General features: G+C 64.3%; 15 protein-coding genes. 7 read left to right on the top strand and 8 right to left on the bottom strand.

Annotated features, from left to right (window positions below; translation table 11 throughout):
- Positions 1-577: AraC family ligand binding domain-containing protein (locus NKJ06_RS23430; RefSeq protein ID WP_352810774.1), on the bottom strand; the 577-nt coding region annotated here is incomplete at its 3' end.
- Positions 578-668: 91 nt separating this feature from the next.
- On the opposite strand from NKJ06_RS23430, the gene NKJ06_RS23425 reads away from it, so the two are divergent.
- Together NKJ06_RS23425 and NKJ06_RS23420 are read left to right on the top strand one after the other, a co-directional pair.
- Positions 669-2,213, top strand: coding sequence for a 4-hydroxyphenylacetate 3-hydroxylase N-terminal domain-containing protein (locus NKJ06_RS23425; protein ID WP_352634241.1), 1,545 nt, complete (start codon positions 669-671; stop codon positions 2,211-2,213).
- 6 nt (positions 2,214-2,219) lie between these two features.
- The gene (locus NKJ06_RS23420; RefSeq protein WP_352634243.1) at positions 2,220-2,729 is read left to right on the top strand and encodes a flavin reductase; all 510 of its coding nucleotides are present in this window, start codon (positions 2,220-2,222) and stop codon (positions 2,727-2,729) included.
- 273 nt (positions 2,730-3,002) lie between these two features.
- Here NKJ06_RS23420 and hpaR read toward each other — a convergent pair whose 3' ends face one another.
- Positions 3,003-3,398, bottom strand: coding sequence for a homoprotocatechuate degradation operon regulator HpaR (gene hpaR / locus NKJ06_RS23415; protein WP_352634315.1), 396 nt, complete (start codon positions 3,396-3,398; stop codon positions 3,003-3,005).
- A gap of 214 nt (positions 3,399-3,612) precedes the next feature.
- Between hpaR and NKJ06_RS23410 the strand changes: the two genes are divergently transcribed.
- The 5 genes from NKJ06_RS23410 to hpaH all read left to right on the top strand — a co-directional run bounded on the left by NKJ06_RS23410 (position 3,613) and on the right by hpaH (position 8,436).
- Entirely contained in the window at positions 3,613-3,999 is a 387-nt protein-coding gene (locus NKJ06_RS23410; protein WP_352634245.1) for a 5-carboxymethyl-2-hydroxymuconate Delta-isomerase, read from the top strand.
- Between the two features lie 11 nt (positions 4,000-4,010).
- Entirely contained in the window at positions 4,011-5,528 is a 1,518-nt protein-coding gene (hpaE, locus tag NKJ06_RS23405; RefSeq protein ID WP_352810772.1) for a 5-carboxymethyl-2-hydroxymuconate semialdehyde dehydrogenase, read from the top strand.
- 14 nt (positions 5,529-5,542) lie between these two features.
- A complete protein-coding gene (gene hpaD / locus NKJ06_RS23400; RefSeq protein WP_352634249.1) occupies positions 5,543-6,523 on the top strand; it encodes a 3,4-dihydroxyphenylacetate 2,3-dioxygenase in 981 nt (326 codons plus the stop codon).
- Between the two features lie 237 nt (positions 6,524-6,760).
- Positions 6,761-7,633 (top strand): fumarylacetoacetate hydrolase family protein, encoded by an 873-nt coding sequence (locus tag NKJ06_RS23395; RefSeq protein ID WP_352810770.1) that lies wholly within the window; start codon positions 6,761-6,763, stop codon positions 7,631-7,633.
- Positions 7,630-8,436, top strand: a complete 807-nt coding sequence (gene hpaH / locus NKJ06_RS23390; protein ID WP_352810769.1) for a 2-oxo-hept-4-ene-1,7-dioate hydratase — start codon at positions 7,630-7,632, stop codon at positions 8,434-8,436. Before NKJ06_RS23395 ends, hpaH begins: the two co-directional genes overlap by 4 nt.
- A gap of 25 nt (positions 8,437-8,461) precedes the next feature.
- Here the strand turns inward: hpaH and NKJ06_RS23385 are convergent, their stop codons facing one another.
- The 6 genes from NKJ06_RS23385 to NKJ06_RS23360 are packed head-to-tail and all read right to left on the bottom strand — an operon-like array spanning position 8,462 to position 14,907.
- Positions 8,462-9,484, bottom strand: a complete 1,023-nt coding sequence (locus tag NKJ06_RS23385) for a phosphotransferase enzyme family protein (protein ID WP_352634254.1) — start codon at positions 9,482-9,484, stop codon at positions 8,462-8,464.
- Positions 9,481-10,767: an aminotransferase class III-fold pyridoxal phosphate-dependent enzyme gene (locus tag NKJ06_RS23380; protein WP_352810767.1), complete on the bottom strand. Its 1,287-nt coding sequence runs from the start codon at positions 10,765-10,767 to the stop codon at positions 9,481-9,483. The genes NKJ06_RS23385 and NKJ06_RS23380 overlap by 4 nt, the downstream gene beginning before the upstream one ends.
- Positions 10,768-10,822: 55 nt before the next feature.
- Positions 10,823-12,172: an aminotransferase class III-fold pyridoxal phosphate-dependent enzyme gene (locus tag NKJ06_RS23375; protein WP_352810765.1), complete on the bottom strand. Its 1,350-nt coding sequence runs from the start codon at positions 12,170-12,172 to the stop codon at positions 10,823-10,825.
- Between the two features lie 19 nt (positions 12,173-12,191).
- Positions 12,192-12,854: an HAD family hydrolase gene (locus NKJ06_RS23370; protein ID WP_352810764.1), complete on the bottom strand. Its 663-nt coding sequence runs from the start codon at positions 12,852-12,854 to the stop codon at positions 12,192-12,194.
- Positions 12,851-14,137: a Tm-1-like ATP-binding domain-containing protein gene (locus NKJ06_RS23365; RefSeq protein ID WP_352634261.1), complete on the bottom strand. Its 1,287-nt coding sequence runs from the start codon at positions 14,135-14,137 to the stop codon at positions 12,851-12,853. Before NKJ06_RS23365 ends, NKJ06_RS23370 begins: the two co-directional genes overlap by 4 nt.
- Complete coding sequence (locus NKJ06_RS23360) at positions 14,137-14,907, bottom strand: IclR family transcriptional regulator (protein ID WP_352634262.1); 771 nt, start codon at positions 14,905-14,907, stop codon at positions 14,137-14,139. The genes NKJ06_RS23365 and NKJ06_RS23360 overlap by 1 nt, the downstream gene beginning before the upstream one ends.
- Positions 14,908-14,960 lie beyond the last annotated feature (53 nt).

Below are 14,960 nucleotides of genomic sequence, written 5' to 3'. Positions count from 1 at the left end.
CGAGGTGCCGGCGCTGCTCCAGCGCCAGCGATGCAGCGGAAGAGGCTGCGGAGGGGGTCCCGCCGGGAGTGAGGCGCGCGATGTGGTAGTGCGCGACGGCGATCAGCGCCGGCAGGACCCTGTCATTGCCGGCCTGCGCCTCGGCGTATTCGGCGGCGATCATCTCCAGCACCGCTGCCAGTCTCGTCCACGCCGCGTGTTGCGGCAGGCCGTCGGCAAAGACCGGCCGGTCCAGCGGCAGCAGGCTGTGACTGGCGATTGCCGCGAGCGCGTCGTCGGCGACCGAGACGACGATCGCGTCGGTGCCGGGCCCGATCGAGAAGCCATGCACGATCATGCTCGGCACGAAGCTGACGGCGGGCGCCGAAAAGTCCCAGGACCGGTCTTCGATGCGGTAGGTGCCGGAGCCGCTGGTCCAGTAGGTGATCTGGCCCATCTGCGGGTGCTTGTGCGCTGCGACCTGACCAAGATGGATATTGCTGCGGGCAAGAACCGTCTCGACATGCAGGAAACCCACATCGAGCGGCCGCACCGGCTCGCCATAGACGAAGAAATCGGGGATGGAACTCTGGCTCATGGCGCCGGAAAAAGTCCAATCGTTTTGCCGTTCCGTCCATAACCGATCCATGCACGGGGCGCTAGGGTTGCTCCTCAAGAGGAGGAGCATCATGCGGTCAGAAGATTTCCGTACCGACAAGGGGCGCCCGTTCACCGGGGCCGAGTATCTGGAGAGCCTGCGCGACGGCCGCGAGGTCTATATCAACGGCGAACGCATTGCCGACGTCACCACGCACCCTTCCATGCGCAATTCGGCGCGGTCGCTGGCGCGCCTCTACGACGCGCTGCATGACGCCAAGCGGGGGGACACGCTGACCTCGCCGACCGACACCGGCTCGGGCGGCTACACCCACAAGTATTTCCGCGCCGCCAAATCCTCGGCCGAGCTTGTCGCCCAGCAAACGGCGATCGCCGAGTGGTCGCGCATGTCCTATGGCTGGATGGGGCGCACGCCCGACTACAAGGCGGCTCTGATGAACACGCTCGGCGCCAATGCCGACTGGTACGGGCCGTTCAAGGACAACGCTCTGTCCTGGCACAGACGTGCGCAGGAAGCCGCACTGTTCATGAACCACGCCATCGTCAACCCGCCGATCGACCGCCACAAGCCGGCCGAACAGGTGAAGGACGTCTTCGTTCACATCACCAAAGAGACCGACGCCGGCATCTACGTGTCCGGCGCCAAAGTGGTGGCGACGTCCTCGGCGCTGACCCATTATAATTTCCTGGCGCAAGGGTCAGCGACGGTGACCGAGGATCCGTCGCTGTCGGTGATGTTCATCGTGCCGATGAATGCGCCGGGCATCAAGATGTTCTGCCGCGTCTCCTACGAGCAGACGGCCAACACGGTGGCGGCGCCCTTCGACTATCCGCTGTCGTCGCGCTTCGACGAGAACGACGCGATCCTGGTGCTCGACAATGTCTTCATCCCCTGGGAGGACGTGCTGGTGCTGCGCGACGCGCAAAAGATCCTGTCCTTCCATCCGGCGTCCGGCTTCATGCATGGCTATTGTTTTCAGGGCTGCACGCGTTTCGCCGTCAAGCTCGACTTCCTCGCCGGCCTGCTGGCGAAGGCGCTGCGCGCCACCGGCGGGGATGCCTTCCGCGGTAACCAGGCGGCACTGGGCGAGGTCATCGCGCTCAGGCACATGTTCTGGAGCTTTTCCAACGCCATGGCCTACAATCCGATCCCGTGGGCGAATGGCGCGGTGCTGCCCAATCTGGAGGCGGCGCTTGCCTACCGGACCTTCATGTCGGAAGCCTATCCGCGCGTCATCGACACCGTGCGCCGGGTGATCGCCTCGGGGCTGATCTACTTGCCGTCGTCGGTGCGCGACTTCAACAATCCCGAGATCGACAAATATCTGGCGCAATATGTGCGCGGTTCCAACGACATGGGCCACATCGAACGCATCAAGATCATGAAGCTGTTGTGGGACGCGACCGGCACCGAGTTCGGCGGCCGCCACGCACTCTACGAACTCAACTATGCCGGCGCGCCGGAAGAGGTGCGGCTGCAGGTGCTGAAGGGCGCCGAGCGCGGCGGCAGGCTGAAGGCGATGGAGGAACTGGTCGATACCTGCATGGCCGACTATGACGAGAACGGCTGGACGGGAGACACCTGGCACGATCCGCTTTCCTCCCCGGCCGGGTGAAATCAGATGGCCACGCAGATTTCGAAAACCGATTTCCGCGACGCCATGGCGAGGGTCTGCGCGCCGGTCAACATCGTCACCACCGACGGGCCGGCAGGACGCGGAGGCTTCACCGCCACCGCCATGTGCAGCGTTTCCGACGAGCCGCCGACGCTGCTGGTGTGCATGAACGGACGTTCGACACAGGCCGCCCTGTTCCTGTCCAACCGGCGCTTCTGCGTCAACGTGCTGACGCATGACCACATGCACCTGGCCGGAAAGTTCGCAGGCGCAACCAGGGACATGGAAGCACGCTACTCCGCGGCGCGGTGGCAGACGCTGACCTCCGGCACGCCGGCGCTGTCGGATGCGATCGTCAATTTCGATTGCGAGATCGAGGATGTGCATGTCGTCGGCACGCACAATGTCATGATCGGCCGCGTCATCGATGTCCGGCACGGCAGCGGCAGCTCGGCCCTGCTCTATGTCGATCGCAATTATACGCAGCCGACGCGGCTTGGCAGCTTTGGCGGGTGAGCGCAATTGACGGCATTGACAGAGGATGGAGGCGAAGCCTTCCTAACGTCGTCATCCACGGGCGAAGCAGGAGCGAAGCTCCGTCGCGGAGACCCGAGGATCCATGCCGCGACCACAGTCGTAGGGCGCAGCGGTGCAGAATTCTGAACCGTGGCGGCGCTCAGGAATCCCGGCATGGATCCTATGGTCTGCGCCGCGTCGCTTCGCTCCTTGCTCCGCCATAGGATGACGAATCGATGGGGTCTCGCCAATATCCGAGGCTATGTATAAGGCTCAGCTCTCGCCGTCGATCAGGCTCTCCAGCAGGTCGAGCAGCTGTTCCAGCCTGTCGTGGCCAAAGCGCTGTTCAATGTCGTCATAAATGACGCGACGCTCGGGCGAAAGCGCATCGATCAGAGCGGAGCCGGCCGGTGCGATGGTCAGCACGACGCGGCGACCGTCGCCTTCGGCCTTGTTGCGGGTGATGAATTTGCGTCCCTCGAGCGCCTTGATGATGCGCGTCAGGCTGGGCGGCAGCACCGAGGCGCGATCGGCAAGCTCCGTAGCCTCGACGGGACCGGCTTCGCTCAACACACGCAGCACACGCCATTGCTGTTCGGTCACGTCATGCGCCGCAAGCATCGGGCGAAACCGCGCCATCACCGCTTCGCGGGCATGAAGCAACGCCATCGGCAGGGAACGACGAGTGTTTTCAGGCAGCAAGAAGAACGTCCCATTATCGCGGTCATCAACGGGGACTTGGCCAGCATGGACCGCGCGCTAAACCCGACCTTTCCATCCCGTATCGTTGCGCCAGGCCCGATGCAAGACTTGACTTCGCCGACGCTGCATGTAATTAACGCGTTAACTACAACAAAGCGATAAGCCAGGGAAACGAAACGCCGTGCCTCACTTCTCCATCGAGTATTCGGCCAATCTCGATGCCGAGGTCGATATGGGCGAATTGTGCGCGCTGGTGTTGCGCACCGTGCTGAACACCGGGCTGTTCGAGATCGGCGCCGTGCGGGTGCGGGCCTTTCGCGCCGATGCATACGCGATTGCCGACAGGCTGCCGGAAAACGCCTTCCTCGACATGTCGTTTCGCATCGGAAGCGGGCGCAGCGCTGAAGACAAGAAGCGGACCGGCGATGCCGTCTTCGCGGCGGTGAGCGAATATCTGGCCGCGCTGTTCGAAACGCCGCATTTCGCCCTGTCGCTCGAGATCCGGGAAATCGACCCGGTGCAGAGCTGGAAGAAAAACGCAATCCACCCGCGACTGCGCGGCAAGTGACGGAACCCGATATGTCCGACCTGCAAGGCAATCTGAACAAGGCCGAGGCCTATCTGGCCCGCTTCAAGCGCGATGGCGTGTTGAACCAGATCGGCGGCGAAGCGGTGCCGGCACTCGACGGCGCGACATTCGAAACGCTGTCGCCGGTCGACCTGAAGCCGCTGGCACGCGTCGCGCGCGGCGGTGCCGCCGACATCGACCGCGCCGCCAAGGCGGCAAAGGCGGCGTTCCCGGCCTGGGCCGCCATGCCGGGTGAAGCGCGCAAGAAGCTGCTGCACAAAATCGCCGACGCGATCGAAGCGCGTGCCGAGGAAATCGCCTTCGTCGAATGCATGGACACCGGCCAGGCGCTGAAGTTCATGGCCAAGGCGGCGTTGCGGGGCGCCGAGAATTTCCGCTTCTTCGCAGACCGCGCGCCCGAGGCGCGCGACGGCGAGCCGCTGCGGACATCCGGTCAGGTCAACATGACCACGCGGGTGCCGATCGGCCCGGTCGGCATCATCACGCCGTGGAACACGCCGTTCATGCTGTCGACCTGGAAGATCGCGCCGGCGCTGGCGGCCGGCTGCACCGTGGTTCATAAGCCGGCTGAATTCTCGCCGCTGACCGCCCGCCTGCTGGTCGAGATTGCCGAGGAGGCCGGCCTGCCGAAAGGCGTCTGGAACCTGGTCAACGGCCTGGGCGAAGATGCCGGCAAGGCGCTGACTGAACATCCCGACATCAAGGCGATCGGTTTTGTCGGCGAAAGCCGCACCGGCTCGATGATCATGAAACAGGGCGCCGACACGTTGAAGCGCGTGCATTTCGAGCTCGGCGGCAAAAACCCGGTGATCGTCTTTGCCGATGCCGATCTCGAGCGCGCCGCCGACGCCGCCGTTTTCATGATCTATTCGCTGAATGGCGAGCGCTGCACCTCGTCCTCGCGCCTGCTGGTCGAAGCTTCGGTCTATGAGAGCTTCATCGCCAAAGTCGCGGAGAGGGCGAAGCGCATCGTCGTCGGCCACCCGCTCGATCCGAAAACGGTGGTTGGGCCGCTGATCCATCCGGTGCATGAAAAGAAGGTGCTGTCCTATATCGACATCGGCAGGTCGGAAGGGGCTACGCTCGCTGTCGGCGGCGGCAAGGTCGATGGGCCGGGCGGCGGCTGCTATGTCGGCCCGACCCTGTTCACCAACGTCTCGAACGGCATGCGCATCGCGCAGGAGGAGATTTTCGGACCGGTGCTGAGCGCCATTCCATTTAGCGACGAAGCCGAGGCGCTGGCGCTGGCCAACGATACGCAATACGGCCTGACCGGTTATCTCTGGACCTCGGACGTGACCCGCGCCTTCCGTTTCACCGATGCGCTGGATGCCGGCATGATCTGGGTCAATTCGGAGAATGTGCGGCATTTGCCGACCCCATTCGGAGGCGTCAAGAATTCCGGCATCGGCCGCGACGGCGGCGATCACTCCTTCGATTTCTACATGGAGACGAAGAACATAGCCTTCGCGACGACGGCGCACGCGATCCAGAAACTCGGCGGCTGACCGGAGGAAATCAGATGCCTTTGCCCAAGCCCAATCTCTATCCCGCCTTCAACATAGTGCGCCTCAGCCATGTCGAGCTGGCGGTCACCGACCTCGCCAAATCCCGCGCCTTCTATGTCGACACGCTCGGCCTGCAGATCACCGACGAGACATCAGACACCATCTACCTCAGGGCGCTGGAGGAGCGCGGGCACCATTGCATCGTGCTGAAGAAGGCGGCAGCAGCCGAGGCGCGCGACCTTGGCTTCAAGGTCTTCTCGGACGAGGATCTGGACAAGGCCGAGCACTTCTTCAGGGGCAAGGGCCTGCCTGTGGAATGGGTCGAGCGACCTTACCAGTCGCGAACCTTCCGCACCCGTGATCCGCACGGCATTCCGCTCGAATTCTATGCCCAGATGGAACGATTGCCGCCGATCCATCAGAAATATGCTCTCTACAAGGGCGTGAAACCGCTGCGCATCGACCACTTCAACTGCTTCTCGCCCAATGTCGACGAGTCCGTCGCCTTCTACAGCGAACTCGGCTTCCGGGTGACCGAATACACCGAGGACGCTGCAACCGGAAAGCTGTGGGCAGCCTGGACGCATCGCAAGGGCGGCGTGCACGACATCGCCTTCACCAACGGCGTCGGGCCACGCCTGCATCACGTCGCCTTCTGGGTGCCGACGCCGCTCAACATCATCGACCTGCTCGACCTGATGGCGACGACCGGCTATCTGCCGAACATCGAACGCGGCCCCGGCCGGCATGGCATTTCCAACGCCTTCTTCCTTTATGTCAGAGATCCCGACAACCACCGCATCGAGATCTACTGTTCGGATTACCAGACGGTCGATCCAGACCTGGAGCCGATCAAGTGGGACCTCAAGGACCCGCAGCGCCAGACGCTGTGGGGCGCGCCGGCGCCGAAAAGCTGGTTCGAGGAGGGCAGTGTGTTTGCGGGCGCCAAGGCACGCCAGCCGGATTTGGCGGCATCGCCGATCATTGCGCCGTAAACCGGGATTTTAATCGATGACAGCGTTCCTTCGCGCCCCCCTCTGTCCTGCCGGACACCTCCCCCACGAGGGGGGAGATTGGATATCATCGCTGCCTTCGCCAATTTTCAATGCTGCAAGAAAAGCGCCGACCGCGCGGCCAGCCGATCTCCCCCCTCGTGGGGGAGATGTCCGGCAGGACAGAGGGGGGCGCCGTAGAGCTCCAACCTTGCCCGTAATCAGCGGTGGAGCCGCAACATGACCCCCTCACGGCTCGCCACCTTCACCGTCGGCGGCAAGGCGCGCTATGGCGCGATATCAGGCAAGGGCGTCGTCGACCTGTCGGCGCCCTACGGCCAGTGGCCGACGCTGCGCGAAGTGATCGAGGCCGGCGCCTTGAGGCGGCTGGCGGAAGAGGCCGAGGCCTTCGCCGCCGATTTTCCGCTCGACGCCATCGCCTACGAGATTCCCATTCCATCGCCGGAAAAGATCATCTGCGTCGGCGTCAACTATCCGGACCGCAACGAGGAGTACAAGGACGGCCAGGCGGCACCTTCGAATCCGTCGTTGTTCATCCGCTTCCCCCGCTCCTTCGTCGGCCATGGCGCTGCGCTGGTGCGGCCGCCGGAATCGCCACAGCTCGATTATGAAGGCGAGGTCGTCATCGTCATCGGCAAGGCCGGCCGGCGCATCGCGGAGACCGACGCGCTCGGCCACATCGCGGCACTGTCGCTGTGCAATGAGGGCACAATTCGCGACTGGGTGCGGCATGCCAAGTTCAACGTGACGCAAGGCAAGAATTTCGACCGCAGCGGCTCGATCGGCCCCTGGCTGGTGCCATTCACCGACGAGGCGCAGATCGCCGACATCGCACTCACTACACGCGTCAATGGCGAGGTCCGGCAGCAGGACCGCACCAGCCGGATGATCTTCCCGTTCCGCAAGATCATCAATTACATCTCGACCTTCACCACGCTGGTGCCGGGCGACGTCATCGTCACCGGCACGCCGACGGGTGCCGGCGCCCGCTTCGACCCGCCGATCTGGCTGACGCCTGGCGATGTGATCGAAGTAGAGGCCGACGGCATCGGCGTGCTGCAAAACGGCGTCGTCGACGAGGCAGCACAATGACCCCGGAACAGGTGGAAGACGCCGCGGCAAGACTGTTCGAGGCCGAGCGTTCGCGCCGCCAGATCCGCCTGCTCAGCCTCGATTTTCCCGAGGCGACGATGGAGGACGCCTATCGCGTGCAGGCGGCGCTGGTGACGCGCAAGATCGATGCCGGGCTAAAGCCGAAGGGCTGGAAGATCGGCCTGACCTCCAAGGCGATGCAATATGCGCTTGCAATCGACACACCGGATTCGGGAGTGCTGTTCGACGACATGTTCTTCAGTGACGGCGCAACGGTGCCTGCCGGCCGTTTCATCCAGCCACGGGTCGAGGCCGAGATTGCTTTCGTCATGAAGGCGCCGCTGAAGGGTCCCGGCGTGACGATCTTCGACGTGCTCAACGCCACCGACTACATCACCCCGGCGCTCGAAATCCTCGACACGCGCATCGAGCGCGTCAATGCCGAGACGAAGAAGGTGCGCAGCTTCTTCGACACGATATCAGACAATGCCGCCAATGCCGGCATCGTCATCGGCGGCCGCCCGCAACGGCCTGATGAAGCCGACATGCGCTGGATCGGCGCCATCGTCTCGCGCAATGCCGAAGTCGAGGAAACCGGGCTCGGCGCCGGCGTGCTCAACCATCCGGCGATGGGCGTTGCCTGGCTGGCCGACAGGCTCGCCCGCTACGACATGTCGATCGCGGCCGGCGAGGTGGTGCTGTCGGGATCGTTCGTGCGCCCGGTCGAGGCGCGGCCCGGCGACACCATCGTTGCCGATTTCGGCAGTTCGGGAACCGTCAGCATTCACTTCGCGAAGGGATGACGGCCACCGGCTGGACCTGTCGTCGCTATCCGCCGCGCAGATAGGCAATCACCACATCGGCAGCGATCGCCGACATGCGCATGCCGACATCCCTGGTGATGTCGCCCTCGATGCGGCTCTGCACCCAGCCGAGGAAGGCGAAGGCGCGCAAGGCCGAAAACAGCGGCAGCGCGGCGATGTCCTGCGCCGTCAGCGCCCGCTCTCGCCGATAGCCGTCGAGCAGAGCGGCCTCGATCAACGGATAGATCGCCTCCTCGCGGTTCTGGTATAGCGCGACCGCAAGGTCATACATGTGCCAGCCATAGCCGCAATCGTCGAAGTCGATGATGCGGATCGCGCCGTCATGGACGAGCACATTCTCGCGCACCAGATCGGCGTGAATGATGCCGAAATTACGGGCGCTGCGTTCATGATCCGACAGCGCCTTCACGGCCTTTTCCCGTGCCTGGAAAACCAATTCGCGGCGGGGACCGTCGAGGAAGGGCGAGGTCTCGAAACGGCCCCAGGTCGGGTTGGCGCCGAAGAAGCCGTCAAAGTCCCAGGCATGACGGGCAAAGCCGGCGGGCGGCGTCCAGGCTGCTGTGACATTGTGCATGTGGGCGATGGTTCGCCCGATCTCGGTAAAGACCTGTCTTGCCTGCTCAGGCGTATAGTCCAGCGGCACGCCTCGCGCCCCTACGGCGCGGCCTTCCAACCAGCTCAGGCAATCGGCTTGCCGGGGTTGGGCCGAAGCGTTCGCGCTGACAAGCACGAACAGATCGCCGGCCGGCGTGGCGACCGGAGACGGCGTGGCGATCCCGGCTGATTGCAGAAAACCCATCCATTGCAGTTCCGAGCGCAGGGCGGCATCTGTGTGATAACCAAGCCGATGAATGCGCATGGCGGCCGGCTGGCCATCGGGCAAGCGGATGCGGAAGACCGCGTTCTCGCGGAATTTCAGCAGCTCCGGCTCGCCCTCATGAACGCCCCAATATTCGAGCGCACGCCTGGCAAGCGCCGTGACATCGGCTTCTGTCTCGGGCTCGGATTGCGTGGAAACAGCGTTCACGCCGACACTCCGCCGACTTCGCCAAGCACCTCGTCGAGCACGCCGATCAGGAAGGCGGCATTGTCGCGCGAGAATGGCATGGGCGGGCGGATTTTGAGCACATTGCCATGGATGCCGGTCTTGCCCATCAGCACGCCGCGGTGGCGCATGCGGTTGGCGACCTGCTCGGCGACGTCGGGCGCCGGTTCGCGCGTCTCGCGGTCATGAACCAGCTCGGCGCCGAAGAACAATCCAGCGCCCCTGACCTCGCCGATGCATTCATGCCGGTCGGCCAAGGGGCGCAGCAGGCCGAGCGCATAGGCGCCGACATCGCGTGCGTTGGCGAGGAGATCTTCCTGCTCGATGACGTCGAGAACGGCATTGGCCACCGCGCAGGAGACCGGATTGCCGCCAAAGGTGTTGAAGTAGCGGAAGGCGTTGCGGAAGGTCGCCAATATATCCCTGGTGGTGACCACGGCGGCGACCGGATGGCCATTGCCCATCGGCTTGCCCATGGTAACGATGTCGGGAACGAAGCCGGCGCGCTGATGGCCCCAGAAATGGCTGCCGGTGCGGCCGAAACCGGGCTGCACCTCGTCGGCGATGACCAGGCCGCCGGCTTGGCGCACCGCCGCAACGGCGTCGTCGAAGAAGCCGTTGGGAAGCGCCGGGAAGCCTTCATTGGCGAGCAGCGGACACAGGATCATGCCGGACAGGCCGATGCCATCCTGCTTCAGCGAGGCAACCGCTTCGCGCACGGCGTCGCCAAAAGCCTTGCCGTTGGCCATCGCATCCGGATGGCGATAGCTGTCGGGCGCCGGTACCAGCCTGACATGACGGGCGCGGCCGCCGACCGGCGGCATACGGGTGCTGAGCTGCGAAACCGCCGTCGTGTTGCCGTGGTAGGTGGCGTCGGTGGCGATGATGCCCATGCGGCCGGTAGTGGCCTGCGCCATGCGCAGCGCGATGTCGTTGGCCTCGCTGCCGGTGCAGGTCAGGATGGCTGTGGACAGGCTGGCATCGAAGGTCGCGGTCAGCCGTTCGACATAGTCGAGGATGGCGGTGTGCAGATAGCGCGTGTGGGTGTTGAGCTGGCTTGCCTGCCGGCACAAGGCCTCGACCACATGCGGGTGGCAGTGGCCGACATGGGCGACATTGTTGTAGGCGTCGAGATATTTGCGGCCGTCGGCGTCGTAGAGCCAGACTCCTTCGCCGCGCACCAGATGCACGGGCTCGTCATAGAACAATTGCGATTTTGCGCCGAGCAGTCGGGAACGCCGGCTAACCAGCGCCTCCTCGGCCATTTTTTCCTGCGGTCCAACCATTTGCGTATCGAAACTCCGTTGTGTCAGCTAACCGTCAGACCTTCGACAGGCCTGTGTCCAGCGCCTCGCCGATCTTCGTCACATCAGCGGCGCTGATGATGAGCGGCGGCGACAGGATGATGGCGTTGCCGGAGACGCGCAGCATGACGCCGGCTTCGTAGGCCGCCTCCGAAACCAACGCCATGGTCTTCTTGTCGGCCGGCTTTTTCGTCGCTCGGTCCGAGACCAGTTCCAGCGCCGCCATCAAGCCCTTGTAGCGGACGTCGCCGACGATCGCGTGTTTCGCCTTCAGCCCTTCCAGCACAGCCGCCAGTTCGATACCCCGCGCGGCCGCGTTCTCGTTCAGGCGCAGGCGCTTGGTTTCGGCAAGGGCCGCCAGCCCCGCCGCGCAGCCGACCGGGTGGCCGGAATAGGTATAGCCATGGCCGATCGCGCCGAAGCTGGTTTTATCCGCTTCGAAAACATCGGCCACCTTGGCGCCGATCAAGGTCGCACCGAGCGGAAAATAGCCCGAGGTGATCGCCTTGGCGATGGTCGTGAAATCCGGCTTCACGCCCGACAGCCGCGAGCCCGACCATGCACCGGTGCGGCCGAAGCCCGTCACCACCTCGTCGGCGATTAAAAGAATCTCGTGGCGGTCGCAGATTTCGCGCACCAGCGGCATGAAGGTTTCGTGCGGAACGATGACGCCGCCAGCGCCCAGAACCGGCTCCATGATGAAAGCGGCGATGGTGTCGCCGCCCTGGAAGGCGATCTCGTCCTCCAGCGCCCTGGCGCACAGCTTTGCCAGCCGCGCCGGATCGGTCTCGTCGAAGGGGTTGCGGAAGGTCCAGGGTGCGGGAATGTGGAAGACGCCGGGCAGCAGCGGCTCGTAGTTGCGGCGGAAATTGGCGTTGCCGTTGACCGAGGCGCCGCCGAAATGCGTGCCGTGATAGCCCTTCTTCAGGGCAAGGAATTTGGTGCGGTCGGCCTGGCCGCGGATCTTCCAATATTGCCTGGCCAGCCGCAGTGCCGTTTCGACCGAATCCGAGCCGCCCGAGGTGAAGAAGGTCCGCACCATGCCTTCGGGCTCGAACCATTCGCAGAGTTCGTAGGCGAGCTCTATCGACGGCCCGGTCGAGGTGCCGCGAAAACCGGAATAATAGGGCAGCGCACTGAGCTGGTCGGCGATCGCCTTTTTTATCGGATCGCAGCTGTAACCGAGATTCACGTTCCATAACCCGCCGACGGCATCAAGCACGGTGTTGCCGGCGATGTCGGTGACCATGACGCCCTCGCCTTTCATGATCACCTTTGGCGGGTTGGCCTGCATCTCGGCCGGGTGCGCCATCGGATGCCAGATCGGCTTGGCGTTCGTCTCGGTGAGGAAATTGATGTCGCGCATGACAGGCTCCGCAGTGGTCTCAGAGGACGAGGTCGAAATGGCCGAGGGCTTCGGCATAGGAAAGTGCTGGCTGGGCAACGTCGAAATGAACGGTGCGCATGCCGGCGGCGCGAGCTCCGTCGACATTGCGCTGCTGGTCGTCGACGAAGACGCAAGCACCGGCAGGCAGACCGAGCGCCTCGGTGACGAAGCCATAGGCGCGCGCGTCGGGCTTGAGGATACCGGTGTAGCTGGCGTCGACGACTGTGTCGAACAGGTCGAGCAACGGCAGGCGCCGGCGGAAGTCGGCGCCGTAGAAGAGATCGAGCTCGTTGGACAGGATCGCCAGGCGAAAACCGGCCGCGTGGACGGCGCGGATGGCGCGGTCGGCCTCTGGCCGCACCACCTTTTCCGGCTCGGCACCCCGCGCGCGCTGGACGAAGGTCTCCATCGCCTGCCAGTCCTCGCCGACGAGCCTGCCGACCTCGCTCGTCCGCGTGCGCCAGTAGTCGCGCTCGCTGATCTCGTCGGCCTGCATCGAACGCCACAGCGGATCGCTGTCGGGATCGAACGGCCCGCGCCATTGCAGCGTCCCCGGCGCGAGGCCGAGCGCCTGTTCGGTCAAGGCATGCGTCTCGAACAGCGTGCGGGTGACGACGCCGCCGAAATCGAGGACCAGCGCCTGGGCCGCAACACCGCTCACGCGGCCACCCCCTTCACCGGAATGCCGCGCGGGATGATGCCTTCCTCGACCCAGCGGTCGAAGATCTCGAGCGCCTTGACCACGAAGTCATCGCTGTTGATGTGGGCGTCGATCTCGTGGAACTCGACGTCGGCGGGAATGGCCCTGCGCATCTCATCAGCGAAGGCGGCGAGAGCTTCGGGCTCGTAAAGCGGCTCGCCCTGCACGTCCCATTCCTGGATACCGCCGGATGGCAGGATGAAGGCTGAGCGCCCTTTCGAGGCGCCGAGCTTGGCGGCAATGGTCCTGGCGACCTGACGGCGATCGTCGGCATCGACAGTGACCGAGCCGATAAGCCTGTTGTGGGCATGGAACGGTCGTTGCGAGAATTTAGCCGGCAAATCCTGCCAGGTCGGCAGGTCGACCATATCGACTGCGCCAGGGGCGGCGATCTGGGGAATGCCGCGGGCGCCGGCATTCTCCAGCCGGTCGGCACCGGAGCTGACGACAGAACCGGCGAGATGGTTGGTGATTTCCTGCAGGCTGAAGTCGAAGACGGCGCAGAAATGCCCTTGTCCTGCAATCGATTCGAAGGCGCGGCCGCCCATTCCGGTGGTATGGAACACGGCCACGTCATAGCCGCGCCGCTCAAGCGCTGGTTTCAGTGTCTTCATGTAGCGCAGGCAGCTGCTGCCGAGCGAGGTCATGCCGATGGTCGGCCCCGTAGCCTGCGCCGCGGCGCGCGACGCAAGAACGATCCTGGCCGCCCCGACGACCGCACCGCAGGCCTGCGACAGGACCAGCTTGCAGATGCTGTTGAGGCCGTACAGGCCGCCAGCCCAGAGGATCATCATCAGGTCGGGGGCGACACGCTCGGGCGGGATGAGGTGCGAATAGGCGATGGTCGAGACGACGAATTTCGGCACGCCGAGCGGCAGGCAAAGCGCCACGTCGAGCGCCAGATCGGTTCCCATCGATCCGCCGATGGCGATGAAGGCGTCGATTTCGCCGCTTTGGTGAAGCTTGCGCGCCAGCTGCACGGCGCCGCCGGCCATCAGCGTCATGGCGGTGTTCTCGTCGCCGCTCGAGACGATCTCCGATATCGTCACATCCACCGCGCGGGCAACGGCGTGCTTGTCGTGATCCGGGCTGTAGGGCGGGTCGCCCAGCACGCTGACATCCATCATCACGGCGCTGCCACCCGATGCCTCGATGCACTCTCTCATCAACTTGAGTTCGTCGGCCTTGGTGTCACCCGTGCCGATGACCAGGATACGGGGCGCCGTTGCCGTGTCTGCAGACATCAGGCCTGCCTCCTCAGTGTTTGCAGGTTTTCGCCATTGAGGCGCATCGAAATCTCCCGTGCCGCGGTCATGACTGCAAGCCCTCGCTCCGCGATGTCAGCCGCATTTGTCCTGGCCTTTGGAGCGGCCACCGCGATCGTGCCGAGTGCAAACCCATCCGCCGCACGGATTGCCGCCGCGACGCTGATGACGCCCTCTTCAAAACCCTGATCGCAGATCGAGTAGCCGCGATCGCGCGTCTCGCTAATGGATCTGGAAATGTCGGCCGGCTCGATCAGCGTATGCGCGGTGAAGGCATTGAGCGAACCCGTCAGGCATGCCCTGACGGTTTCGGCTCGGGCGAAGGCCAGATAGGCGATGCCAGAGGCGGTCGAATGCAAGGGGAGAAGCTGGCCGATATCGACATTGACCCGGTTTGACCGCGCGGGATGTTCGACATGGACGGTGACCAGCGTCTCGACGCCGAATTCCGATAGATGCACGGTCTCGGCCGTCGAGCTTGCGAGGTCGCGCACGAGGGGGACCGCTGTCTGCAGGAAGGGGAAGCGCGCCTCGCGAATGCGCGCCAGCCGCGACAGGCCGGCGCCGAGGCGATAATGCCGCGTGCCGGCATCCTGCTCGACGAAACCATGGCCGGTCAGGGACATCAGCAGCCGCCGCGTCGTTGCCTTGTCGAAGCCCGAGCGGCGCGCCAGTTCGGACAGTCCGAGTTCGGGCTCGTCGACGGTGAACAGCTCCAGCAGTGAAATCGCCTTGCCGACGGTGCCCAACTCAGCCTCCAAACTTCTGCAATCATTTAACGTGTGAATTAACTTGACAGGAA

Source organism: Mesorhizobium sp. M0293, assembly GCF_040321735.1.
Lineage (GTDB): Bacteria > Pseudomonadota > Alphaproteobacteria > Rhizobiales > Rhizobiaceae > Mesorhizobium.
This window is presented reverse-complemented; position numbering and strand designations above follow the sequence as displayed.

Bases quoted from the DNA above. Each gene is read 5' to 3' on its own strand.
- NKJ06_RS23365 (WP_352634261.1), bottom strand. From the start codon at position 14,137: ATGTCTGCAGACACGGCAACGGCGCCCCGTATCCTGGTCATCGGCACG.
- NKJ06_RS23395 (WP_352810770.1), top strand. From the start codon at position 6,761: ATGACCCCCTCACGGCTCGCCACCTTCACCGTCGGCGGCAAGGCGCGC.
- NKJ06_RS23380 (WP_352810767.1), bottom strand. From the start codon at position 10,767: ATGGCCGAGGAGGCGCTGGTTAGCCGGCGTTCCCGACTGCTCGGCGCA.
- hpaR (WP_352634315.1), bottom strand. From the start codon at position 3,398: ATGGCGTTGCTTCATGCCCGCGAAGCGGTGATGGCGCGGTTTCGCCCG.
- NKJ06_RS23375 (WP_352810765.1), bottom strand. From the start codon at position 12,172: ATGCGCGACATCAATTTCCTCACCGAGACGAACGCCAAGCCGATCTGG.
- NKJ06_RS23420 (WP_352634243.1), top strand. From the start codon at position 2,220: ATGGCCACGCAGATTTCGAAAACCGATTTCCGCGACGCCATGGCGAGG.
- NKJ06_RS23425 (WP_352634241.1), top strand. From the start codon at position 669: ATGCGGTCAGAAGATTTCCGTACCGACAAGGGGCGCCCGTTCACCGGG.
- hpaH (WP_352810769.1), top strand. From the start codon at position 7,630: ATGACCCCGGAACAGGTGGAAGACGCCGCGGCAAGACTGTTCGAGGCC.
- hpaD (WP_352634249.1), top strand. From the start codon at position 5,543: ATGCCTTTGCCCAAGCCCAATCTCTATCCCGCCTTCAACATAGTGCGC.
- hpaE (WP_352810772.1), top strand. From the start codon at position 4,011: ATGTCCGACCTGCAAGGCAATCTGAACAAGGCCGAGGCCTATCTGGCC.